Genomic DNA, 10,968 nt, shown 5'->3' with positions numbered 1-10,968 from the left:
TTCTTGCTTAATCTACGTCACTAAATTCGTTCAAGTTATTTCTTGCAATCTGCCATTTATAAACGTTGTGATGAGTATATTGCTTGGTCCGTCAGGTATGCCCTTACGCTTGGGGCAAAACGGTCGCAGATCAAAGAAGCCATTGGGGTAGCTTTAATGATGGCTGGTGGTCCGGCATTTGAGTATGGGAGCCATGCCCTACAAGCTTTTGATACGTACGAAAAGGGGTAAAGATTGATGACTGAAAAAAATTACACGCAAGAATTAATGGGCTACTTAACGGACAATGAAACTTTTAAAACCGAAATTCCTGGTCCCGGGAAAAGTTTTGATTTATTACACTGGGCGGTTAGTCAACCGGGGGCATGCTCACCCAAAGCCAAGGAATTAATGGCGTTAGCGATTGCCATTACGATGCGTTGTGAAGGATGCATGGTCCAGCATACAGCTGGCTGCATCATGGCTGGGGCTAGTCGGGATGAAGTGAAAGAAGCAATCAGTGTGGCTTTGGAAATGTCAGGGGGGCCAAGCTTTGTCTTTGGGGCTAAGGTAATTGAAATTTTTGATCAATTAAGTGCAAGTGCGGATTTTCACGCGTTAATGGCAAAAGTTAAGGGGGAAGCGGCGGATTAAAACCGTTAATTTATGTAGATTGTTGAAGGGACTGAACCGCCTCGGCAGTAGGTCTGAAACCAGCACTGGTTGCCGGGGCGGTTTGGCAAGGTGAAGATTTGCTTAAATTGCTTCTTGTTCCTTCAGTCACATCAAACCGGCAGCGCCGGCGCAAGCTTACTTAAAGATGGATTTGATAGCTGAAACAAACAGCTTCAAAACTAATTTAAAGAGGCCAGCCGCGATCAATAAAAACAGCAAGGCAAACAGCAAAGCGGATAGCAAGGACCAGTGATTCGACAACCAGTCAATGAATGCTACTATCACAATCCAAGCAATCACAACCCAAGTAAGTTGCCGCGTTTCTTTGTCGGTCTTCAATGACTGCCAATATCGCCTCAACATTGTCGCGCCCCCTTTTTTGCTTAATTATATCACTAGGGGTGATGACGCTTTCAGTTTCCCCGGCTGTTTTGCTATAATCAAGGAAAACGAATTTCTTCGGAGGAACTACCATGGAAAACTTTACCTACTACGCCCCCACCAAGGTTGTCTTTGGCCGCGGGGTGGAAACCCAAGCTGGTAGCCTGGCCAAGGCGGCCGGGGCCCACACCGTTTTGGTCCACTACGGTAGCGACCGGATTCAAAAGTCTGGTCTGCTTGACCGGGTGGTGACCGCGCTAAAAGCCGCCGACCTGAAAGTAGTCACACTGGGTGGGGTGGTCCCGAACCCGGAATTGGGCCTGATTCGCCAGGGGATCGCCCTGGCGCGCGAACAGCAAGTTGACTTCATCTTGGCAATCGGTGGCGGGAGTGTGATCGATTCGGCCAAGGCAATTGCCCTGGGCGCGCTCGATGATGGCGACGTCTGGGAACTTTACCGCCACGAACGCCGCGTCGACCGTGCCCTGCCAGTCGGTAGTGTCTTGACGATTGCCGCGGCTGGTAGTGAAATGAGCGGTGGCTCGGTGGTCACCAATGAAGTCACCCACGAAAAGTGCGATTACGGTGGCGACGTGATCCGGCCCAAGTTCGCCCTCCTAAACCCGGAATTGACCACCAGTCTGCCCTGGTACCAAACGGCGGCTGGGTGCACCGACATTTTGATGCACACGATGGAACGCTACTTTACGCCGAGCTCAATGGCAACGACCGACGGGATCGCCGAAGCCCTAATGAGGACGGTGATTGAGCAGACCAAAACGCTCAAGGCCGACCCGACCAACTACGAAGCGCGGGCTGAAGTGATGTGGGCTGGCAGCCTCTCGCACAACGACCTGACCGGGGTCGGTGACCTCAACGGCGGGGACTGGTCGACCCACATGCTGGAACACGAAGTCAGCGGGATGTTTGGCGTCACCCATGGGGCCGGTTTGGCCGCCATCTGGGGTTCCTGGGCCCGGCTAGTCTACCAAAATTGCCTCCCACGCTTCGTCCGCTTTGCCCGCGAAGTTTGGGGAATTGAAGGGACTGATGACGAGGCCGTCGCTTTGGCTGGGATCGAAGCGATGGAAGCCTTCTACCGCGAAATCGGTATGCCGACCAGCCTGGGTGAGCTCGGCGTGCACCCGACGCCAGCTCAGATCGACCAGATGGTCACCCAGTGCTTGCGCGCTACTGGTGGTCAAAGCGGGACAGCCCGGGTTCTCAAACGGCCGGAAATGACCAAGATTTACGAAATGGCGAATCACTAGTTGTGAGCAGAAATTACCTAGGCTTGCTGATGATTTTGACTAGTCTGGGTGATTAAATAGGTGTTTACTAATCAGATTGTCGTTGCCTTTTTTACCCGCGCCAATTGCAATTCCGCAAGCGACCTTGTATAATGTTAGGCGTTTGGGACATGGTTTTACCAAGTGTTTGGCACAAGCGACCCGCGGGTGGTGAAAAGCGGGGTCAGGCCGGTAAGATTGCTACCCAGCTTAATTTTGTAAATAATTGCTTTAAAGCGGCATGCGAAATCCATCGTTTGCAAGCAGAGTGGTACCGCGCTATCGGCGTCTCTGTTGCAAGCGGTGGATTTTGTCGTTCCAAGCCAAGAAAGGACTAAGCTGATGAAAGAATTAAAGAAGCTTAACAGTGCCCAGGTGCGGCGGATGTTTTTGGATTTCTTCATCCAACACGGCCACCAAGAAATGCCAAGTGCTTCCCTCGTGCCGGTCGATGACCCGACCTTGCTCTGGATCAACTCCGGGGTGGCAACGATGAAGAAGTACTTCGACGGGCAAGTCGTACCAAACAACCCGCGGATGACCTCTTCACAAAAGAGTATCCGGACCAACGACATTGAAAACGTCGGCAAGACGGCCCGCCACCACACGATGTTTGAAATGCTGGGGAACTTCTCGGTCGGCGACTACTTCAAGGACGAAGTAATTCCGTGGGCCTGGGAACTCTTGACCAGCGACGAATGGTTTGGCTTTGATCCGGACCGCCTCTACATCACCTACTACCCGAAGGATTTGGAAGCCAAGAAGAATTGGCTGAAGGTCGGGGTCAAAGAAGACCACCTCTTGGCCGACCAGGACAACTTCTGGGACATTGGCCAAGGACCATCTGGACCGGACACGGAAATCTTCTACGACCGCGGTCAAGAAATGAACAACTTGCCAGAAGATGATCCGGAATCCTACCCGGGCGGGGAAAACGAACGCTACTTGGAAATCTGGAACATCGTCTTCTCCCAGTTCAACCACACGCCCGAAGACACCTACGAACCGCTGCCCCACAAGAACATTGATACGGGGATGGGGCTGGAACGGGTCGTTTCCATCTTTGAAAACGCCCCGACCAACTTTGAAACCGACCTCTTCTTGCCGCTGATCAAGCAAACCGAAACCTTCAGTGCTGACAAGCACTACGGCGCTGACAAGGCCGACGACATCCAATTTAAGATCATCGCCGACCACATCCGCTCGATCACCTTTGCGATCAACGACGGCGCCCTGCCTTCCAACATGGGCCGCGGCTACGTGATTCGGCGGCTCCTGCGGCGTTCAGTCGTGGCCGGCAAGAAGCTTGGGATTGACGAACCCTTCCTGGCTAAGCTGGTCCCAACGGTCGGCGAAATCATGAAGGACTACTACCCGGCCGTCTTGGACAACGCTGACTACATCGCTAAGGTCATCAAGTCCGAAGAAGACCGCTTCAGCGCGACCTTAAACGGTGGGCTGGCCCTCTTAAACGAAGTGATCGAAGAAGCCAAGGCCGCTGGCACCAACCAAATCGATGGGCCAACCGCCTTCAAGCTTTATGACACCTACGGCTTCCCGGTTGAACTGACCGAAGAATACGCCGCCGATGAAGGGCTGACCGTGGACGACAAGGGCTTTGCTGCGGCGATGACCGAACAACAAAACCGGGCCCGCAACGCCCGCGACATGGACAACGGGATGGGCGTGCAAACCGACCTCTGGACCGACTTTAAGGACGCCAGCACCTACGTGGGTTACACCGACCTGGAAGTCGCTGACGCCAAGGTAATTGGCCTGGCCGTCGACGGGACCCACGTTGAAACCGCTGACCCAAGTGCTGACGACATCGAAGTGATCTTTGATCGGACGCCGTTCTACGCCGAAATGGGGGGCCAAGTGGCCGACACCGGGGTGATCATCAACAACTACGGCCGCGTGATCGGGCGGGTTGTCGACGTCCAACACGCCCCGAACCAACAAAACCTGCACCGGGTCCAATTGGAACAACCGCTCAAGCTCGGCGCCCGCTACAAGCTGGTCGTGGATGCGGCCCGGCACTTAAAGATCGAAAAAAACCACACCGCGACCCACTTGCTGGACCAAGCCTTACGCAACGTCTTAGGCGGCCACACCCAACAAGCCGGTTCGCTGGTCGAAGCCGACTACTTGCGCTTTGACTTCAACCACTTCGGCCAAGTGACGGCGGAAGACTTAAAGAAGGTTGAAATGATGGTCAACGAACAGATTTGGCAAGAAATTCCGGTCACGACGGTCGAAACCGACATCGAATCGGCCAAGCAAATGGGGGCAATCGCCCTCTTTGCCGATAAGTACGGCGACAAGGTCCGGGTCGTAAAGATCGGCGACTTCAACACCGAATTCTGTGGTGGGGACCACGTCAAGAACACCAACGAACTCGGTCTCTTCAAGATCGTTTCGGAAGGTGGGGTCGGCGCCGGGGTACGGCGGATCGAAGCCGTGACGTCCGAAGCGGCCTTCAAGTTCATGCAAGAACGCCTGAGTCTGCTGGATCAAGCGGCGGCCGGCGTTAAGGCGGTCCAAGTCAAGGACGTGCCACGGCGGATCGACGAACTGCAAGCCGAATTAAAGGACGTCAAGAAGGCTAACGAAGCCCTGCAAGCCAAGGTTGCCGCTCAACAAGCCGGCGCGGTCTTTGACAACGTGCAAACAACGGCCAAGGGGAGTTTGATTGCTGCGGTCGTGAAGGTTGCGGGGATGGACCAGCTGCGCCAAATGGCCGACGAATGGCGGCAAAAGGCCCTGTCCGACGTCTTAGTCTTAGGGACAGCGGCCGGCGACAAGGCCAACTTGCTGGTGGCGGTTAGCGATGAACTGAGCAAGACCGTCAAGGCCGGTGACTTGATCAAGGCGATTGCGCCCGCCATCAACGGGGGCGGGGGCGGTCGCCCAACTCTGGCCCAAGCCGGGGGGAAGAACCCAGCTGGATTAAACACGGCGATTGAACAAGCCGCTGACTTTATGAACAACTAAGTTTCCTGCCAAGCGCGAAGGAGCCACGGAAAGCCTGCCTTTCTGGGGCTCTTTTTTGGTGCCGCCAAGCCCGGGAATTGTACTTTCCCCGTGATTATAGTAAAATGAGAAGTCGATAATAAGTAAAGAGGTGACCAAAATGGCTAGCGATGAAACAATGTTTTTTGATTTTGGTCAAAAGCATGAAGAAAACGTCAAAGACACCCTCAAGACGGTCTACGAAGCCTTAGAAGAAAAGGGCTACAACCCGATTAACCAAATCGTCGGGTACTTACTGTCCGGGGACCCGGCCTACATTCCGCGGCTCAACAACGCGCGGAACTTGATTCGGGCCCACGAACGCGATGAAATCATTGAAGAACTCGTCAAGCACTACTTGACCAGCGAGGACAAGTAATGCGACTGTTAGGATTAGACGTGGGTTCCAAGACGGTCGGGGTGGCCGAAAGCGATCCGCTGGGCTGGACGGCCCAGGGGGTTGAGATCATCCCGATCGATGAAGAAGCGGAAGTCTTTGGCCTCGCGCGGGTGGCCGAATTGGTCCAGGCCCGCCAGGTGGCTGGCTTTGTCGTCGGCTTGCCTAAGAACATGAACAATACCGAGGGCCCGCGGGTCGAAGCGGCCCGCCGCTACGGGGCGATGTTAGAAGCCAAGTTTAACTTGCCGGTCGACTACCAAGACGAGCGCTTAACGACGGTGCAGGCGCACCGGATGTTGGTCGAAGAGGCCGACATTTCGCGGCGCAAACAAAAGCAGGTCATTGATGAACTGGCCGCCAGTTTGATTTTACAAAATTACCTGGATCGCAAGGGGCAATTAACCGCCCGCTTATAGGAGGAAATGATGGCAGAACAACACATCCAAGACGAAGGCGAAATCTTTACCCTGGTCGACGAAAAGGGTAACGAAGAGCTCTACAAGGAAGCGATGCGCTTCCAAAACCCAGAAAGCGGCAAGTGGTACATTTGCCTCTACCCCGTCGAACAAGAAAACGACGAAGAAGTCGACATCCAAGCCTTTGCCTTTAACGAACCCAAGGACGAAGCCGAAGAATTGCAACTGTTGCCAATTGAAAGCGACGCCGAATGGGACATGGTCCAAGAAGTCATGAATACCTTCATTGATGACGACGGGAACTTAAACCTGTAATGCAGGTCAGAATAAAAAAGCGCTGATGGGTCGTGGACCGATCAGCGCTCTTTTAAATCAAAATTATTTTCTTAGTTGGGCATAGACCTTCTTGGTGTTGGCGAAGTGGAGTTTGGCGAAGTGATCAAGCTCCAAGCCCTTTTGAACCAATTTAACGGCGACGTTATCGACGGCTTGCCCCGCCCCAATCGGCAGGCTCAGACCGGCCTCATCCGCTAAGCGCGCCATTGTTTGCAGTGAGTAGGCCCGCGCCATAATCGACGCGGCCGCTACGGCGACATGGTAGCTTTCGCCCTTTTCCTTGAAGTAGACCTGGTCTTTGACGATCGTCGGCTGGCCGGCCAAGTACTTAAAGTAGGTCGCCGGCTGGACGAACTGGTCGATCAAAATTGCCGCTGGTTTAACTGGGGCGATTTTGGCTAAGACTTGTTGCAAGACGAAGTTGTGACACAGGGCCTTGAGCTGGGCCTGGTTGTATTGGTTGATCAAGCGGTTGTAGTCGTGGGGAGCCAGGTCCAAGACGTGGTAAGGACAGCGGGCCGCAATTTCCTTGGCCAGCTGGCTGATCGTCGGGTCACTGAGCTGCTTAGAGTCCTTAACGCCGAGCTGGGCTAAGGCTTCAATTTGTTCGGTCGGCACAAAGACCGCCGCCGTCGTCAGCGGGCCAAAATACGAGCCGGTCCCGACTTCATCGGAGCCTAAGACGGCTAGCTGGGCAAAATTAGCTGGTAGATCGCTCGCGGTCTTCGTCGCGGGAGCGGGCGTCACCGTCCCCCAGCGGGCGGCCTCTGCTTCGGCCAGCTTCCCTTGGAACAAGACCTTGCCGGATTTGTAACCGGTGATCGTGACGTTGGTGATTTTGCTGGCGAAGACGGCCCCGGTGGGGAGCTTGCGATTAGCGGGGTAGGTGGCGGCCATTTGTTGCAGTTGTTCGGCCGAAACTTTTAACACGACTGACATAGTGGGCTTCCTTTCAAAGTAGTAAGTCCCTTTATCATAACAAAAAAATCGGGTGGGGTGGGCGATAATTCCCGCCGCCATTCGGAAGGGGAAGTAGCAATGATTCTTTCAACCGCCATTTTGGTCCTTTTATTGGGTTGTTTTCTCCACGGCAAGGAGCGGGGCTTGATTAATATTTTGTTGAGCACGCTCACCTATTTCTGCGGCTGGTTTCTTGCCCGGCTGGCGGCCCAGCCACTGGGGGAAGCCCTGGCCAAGCTTTTGCCGACGATCGGTGAGCATACCACTACGACCACCGAAGCGACCAACTTAGCAGCGACGAGTGCCAACGCGGTCTTTTACCACGGGATCGCCTTCATGATTATCTTTTGGGCGACCAGCTTTTTGGGCCGTTGGTTGATGCGCAACCTCAGTTTTATCAAAAAGGTGCCGGTCCTCGGCACGGCCAACCGGCTGGCTGGCGCGGTGCTGAACGTCCTCGTGGGCTACGCAATTATTTTCTTGTTGCTGCTGATTGGTCAGTACCTGCCTTGGGTTTGGTGGCAAGGTCAGTTAGCTGAATCGGGCCTCGCCCAATTGATTATTGAACGCACCCCTGGCCTGGCCCAAGCGGCTGTCCAGTGGTTTGGGGTCGCAACCACCCAGTAAAAATAAAAGTAAAGGAGCTTAGCATGAACGAAAAGATTTTGGCAACCCTCGAATTTGACAAGATCAAGGGCCAATTGACGCCCTTCTTAGCCTCGGCGGCTGGGCAACGCGAAGTGGCGGCCCTCTTGCCCGCCAGTGATTTGACCACGATTAACCACTGGCTGCAAGAAACCGAAGACGGCGCCGACCTTTTGCGCTTAGAAGGTGGCATCCCGCTGCCGAGCCTGGCTGACGTGACGCCCCAGCTCAAACGGTTACGCCTTCAGGCCAGCTTGAACGGGACCGAATTGGCCCAGATCGGCCAGGTCCTGCGGGCCAGCATGGCGGTGCAAAACTTTTTTGACCAACTGGTGGAAAAAAAGGTTCGCCTGCGCACGATTGACCGGGCGGTCGGCCGTTTAGTCACGATTCCCAACATCACCAAGCGACTCTTGGTGGCGATCGATCCCGACGGCCGGGTGACCGACGAAGCCTCCAGCAAATTGCACGGGCTGCGTCAGTTGATCACCCAGACCGAGGGCGAAATCCGCCACGAACTGGAGCGCTACACCCGCGGTAAGGCGGCCAAGCACCTGTCTGAGCCGATCATCACCGTCCGGGATGAACGCTACGTGATTCCGGTCCTGGCCAAGTACCGCAGTCAATTTGGCGGGGTGGTCCACGACCAATCAGCGACCGGGCAGACCCTCTACATCGAACCGGCCAGTGTGATGGAATTAAACAACCGCCTGCGCTCGGCCCAAATCGAAGAGCGCCAAGAAGTTCGGCGGGTCTTAGCCGAATTATCAGCCCTGATTGCCCCCTACCGGCAAGAAATTGCCCAAAATGAGGCGATCCTGGGCCACCTCGACTTTATTAACGCCAAGGCCAAGCTGGCAGCGCAGACCAAGGCCAGCCTGCCCTTGGTCAATGACGAAGGGATTGTTTATTTGCGCGGCGCGCGGCATCCTTTGATTGACTCAGCCAAGGTGGTGGCCAACGACATTATCCTCGGCCAAGACTACCAAGCAATTGTGATCACCGGGCCCAACACCGGGGGGAAGACGATTACCTTAAAGACCTTGGGGACCTTGCAATTAATGGCCCAAGCTGGGCTGTTTATCACCGCCAAGGAAAATTCGCAAGTGACGGTCTATGACAACATCTTTGCCGACATCGGTGATGAACAGTCCCTGGAACAAAACCTGTCGACTTTCTCGGGGCACATGGCGAACGTCAAGCAGATCCTGGCGGCGATGACGGCTAAATCCCTGGTCTTGCTTGACGAACTGGGGGCCGGGACTGACCCGAAGGAAGGGGCGGCCCTGGCGATGGCGATCCTCGATCAAATCGGCACCGTCGGCAGCCAGGTCGTCGTCACCACCCACTACCCCGAACTCAAGGTCTATGGCTACGACCGGGAGCGGACGATCAACGCTAGCATGGAATTTGACCAGGAGACCCTCCAGCCGACTTACCGGCTGCTCTTGGGGATTCCCGGGCAGTCCAACGGGATTGCGATCGCCAAACGCCTGGGCTTGCCAACCAGCGTTACGGCGGTGGCCCAATCCTTAGTGGCCGATGACAGCCAGGAATTAAACGCGATGATCGGTGACTTGGTCGAACAGCGCAAGCAGGTCCGTGAAAAGAATGAGGCGCTGGAAAAGACCCTGGCCGATGCTAAGGCGAAGGACGCCACCCTGACTGCCAAGCTGGACCGCTTCAATGAGCAGCGCGACAAGCTCTACGAAGACGCCCGCAACAAGGCCAACCACCAAGTAGCCCAAGCCAAGAAGAAGGCTGACGCGATCATCCACCACCTCCGCCAACTGCAAGTCAAGCAGGGGACGGCCGTTAAGGAACACGAACTGATTGATGCTCAGGGGACCTTAAACGCCCTCCACCAGGATCCGCGCCTCAAACGCAATCCGGTCTTGCAACGGGCCAAGGCCAAGCATAACCTCAAGGTCGGCGACGCGGTGCTGGTCAAGTCTTACGGCCAGCAAGGGGAATTGATGAGCAAGCGTGGTCAGCACAAGTGGGAAGTCCAGCTTGGGATTTTGAAGATGGAAATCGACGAGGCCGACCTCGAAAAGCTGGATAAAAAGCAACTCAACCGGCAGGATGAAAAGGCGCCGAAGCGGATGCGGGTGCGCACGATTCAGACCCGCCGGACCGGGGCGCGGCTGGATTTGCGGGGTCACCGCTACGAACAAGCGCAGGGTGAATTATCCGATTTCATTGATCACGCCCTCTTAAACAACTTGCCAAGCGTCACGATTATCCACGGGAAGGGGACCGGTGCTTTGCGCAAGATGACCCAGGAATACCTGCGCAGCAACCCCCGGGTCAAATCCTTCTCCTACGCTTCGCCCAGCAACGGGGGCGATGGGGCGACGATTGCTTACTTTGAATAAGTATTTCTGACAAAAAGTAAGCAAAATCGTTGGTGCCCCCGGTAAAATCTGATACAATCAAAGCAATCAATGATACTTGAACCTAAAGGGGGACCTCGAAATGGCAGTAGCAGTAACGACGGACCAAACTTTTGAACAAGATACGCAAAAGGGTGTGGTCTTAACCGACTTTTGGGCGACTTGGTGTGGCCCATGCCGGATGCAATCACCGGTCGTCGAAGCCTTAGCCGAAGAAATGGGCGACCAAGTAACCTTCAACAAGCTCGACGTCGATGAAAATCCGGCCACGGCGCAAAAGTTCCGGATCATGAGCATCCCAACTTTGCTGATTAAAAAGGATGGCCAAGTTGTCGACCAAGTGGTGGGTTACCACAGTAAGGAACAATTAAAGCAGGTCTTGGAACAATACCTGTAAGCATAAAAAAGGCGGTCACGCTCCAGATTGATATGCTCCCTTTTAGGTGGAGAAACGAATTATGTAAAATTCGATCTCACCT

General features: G+C 54.8%; 12 protein-coding genes. 10 read left to right on the top strand and 2 right to left on the bottom strand.

Annotated features, from left to right (window positions below; all coding sequences use genetic code 11):
- The first annotated feature begins 42 nt into the window (after positions 1-42).
- Together FC43_RS11605 and FC43_RS07125 are read left to right on the top strand one after the other, a co-directional pair.
- A complete protein-coding gene (locus tag FC43_RS11605) occupies positions 43-231 on the top strand; it encodes a carboxymuconolactone decarboxylase family protein (protein ID WP_420865140.1) in 189 nt (62 codons plus the stop codon).
- Positions 232-237: 6 nt separating this feature from the next.
- The gene (locus FC43_RS07125) at positions 238-633 is read left to right on the top strand and encodes a carboxymuconolactone decarboxylase family protein (protein WP_056955213.1); all 396 of its coding nucleotides are present in this window, start codon (positions 238-240) and stop codon (positions 631-633) included.
- Positions 634-789: 156 nt separating this feature from the next.
- On the opposite strand, the gene FC43_RS07120 is transcribed toward FC43_RS07125, so the two are convergent.
- Positions 790-1,017 (bottom strand): hypothetical protein, encoded by a 228-nt coding sequence (locus FC43_RS07120; RefSeq protein ID WP_056955212.1) that lies wholly within the window; start codon positions 1,015-1,017, stop codon positions 790-792.
- Positions 1,018-1,127: 110 nt separating this feature from the next.
- Between FC43_RS07120 and FC43_RS07115 the strand changes: the two genes are divergently transcribed.
- The 5 genes from FC43_RS07115 (at position 1,128) to FC43_RS07095 (ending at position 6,467) form a co-directional block, all read left to right on the top strand.
- On the top strand, positions 1,128-2,306 hold the full coding sequence (locus FC43_RS07115; protein ID WP_056955211.1) for an iron-containing alcohol dehydrogenase: 1,179 nt from the start codon (positions 1,128-1,130) through the stop codon (positions 2,304-2,306).
- A 360-nt stretch (positions 2,307-2,666) separates the two neighbouring features.
- Positions 2,667-5,318 carry an alanine--tRNA ligase gene (alaS, locus tag FC43_RS07110; RefSeq protein WP_019206848.1) on the top strand — a complete coding sequence of 884 codons (2,652 nt, stop codon included), beginning with the start codon at positions 2,667-2,669 and terminating at the stop codon, positions 5,316-5,318.
- 139 nt (positions 5,319-5,457) lie between these two features.
- Positions 5,458-5,715 carry an IreB family regulatory phosphoprotein gene (locus tag FC43_RS07105; protein WP_019206847.1) on the top strand — a complete coding sequence of 86 codons (258 nt, stop codon included), beginning with the start codon at positions 5,458-5,460 and terminating at the stop codon, positions 5,713-5,715.
- On the top strand, positions 5,715-6,152 hold the full coding sequence (gene ruvX, locus FC43_RS07100) for a Holliday junction resolvase RuvX (RefSeq protein WP_056955209.1): 438 nt from the start codon (positions 5,715-5,717) through the stop codon (positions 6,150-6,152). The genes FC43_RS07105 and ruvX overlap by 1 nt, the downstream gene beginning before the upstream one ends.
- A 9-nt stretch (positions 6,153-6,161) precedes the next feature.
- Positions 6,162-6,467 carry a DUF1292 domain-containing protein gene (locus tag FC43_RS07095; RefSeq protein ID WP_056955207.1) on the top strand — a complete coding sequence of 102 codons (306 nt, stop codon included), beginning with the start codon at positions 6,162-6,164 and terminating at the stop codon, positions 6,465-6,467.
- 63 nt (positions 6,468-6,530) lie between these two features.
- Here the strand turns inward: FC43_RS07095 and rnhC are convergent, their stop codons facing one another.
- Positions 6,531-7,427 carry a ribonuclease HIII gene (gene rnhC, locus FC43_RS07090; RefSeq protein ID WP_056955205.1) on the bottom strand — a complete coding sequence of 299 codons (897 nt, stop codon included), beginning with the start codon at positions 7,425-7,427 and terminating at the stop codon, positions 6,531-6,533.
- Positions 7,428-7,526: 99 nt separating this feature from the next.
- Here rnhC and FC43_RS07085 point away from each other — a divergent pair, with 99 nt between their 5' ends.
- The 3 genes from FC43_RS07085 (at position 7,527) to trxA (ending at position 10,886) form a co-directional block, all read left to right on the top strand.
- Positions 7,527-8,075 carry a CvpA family protein gene (locus FC43_RS07085; protein WP_056955203.1) on the top strand — a complete coding sequence of 183 codons (549 nt, stop codon included), beginning with the start codon at positions 7,527-7,529 and terminating at the stop codon, positions 8,073-8,075.
- Between the two features lie 23 nt (positions 8,076-8,098).
- Entirely contained in the window at positions 8,099-10,471 is a 2,373-nt protein-coding gene (locus FC43_RS07080) for an endonuclease MutS2 (RefSeq protein WP_056955201.1), read from the top strand.
- A gap of 100 nt (positions 10,472-10,571) precedes the next feature.
- Entirely contained in the window at positions 10,572-10,886 is a 315-nt protein-coding gene (gene trxA, locus FC43_RS07075) for a thioredoxin (RefSeq protein WP_056955199.1), read from the top strand.
- The last annotated feature ends 82 nt before the right edge of the window (positions 10,887-10,968 follow it).

This window comes from Limosilactobacillus ingluviei DSM 15946 (assembly GCF_001435775.1).
Classification (GTDB): Bacteria; Bacillota; Bacilli; order Lactobacillales; family Lactobacillaceae; genus Limosilactobacillus; species Limosilactobacillus ingluviei.
Note: the sequence above shows the minus strand (reverse complement) of the source record. Positions and strands in the feature narration are given on the sequence as shown.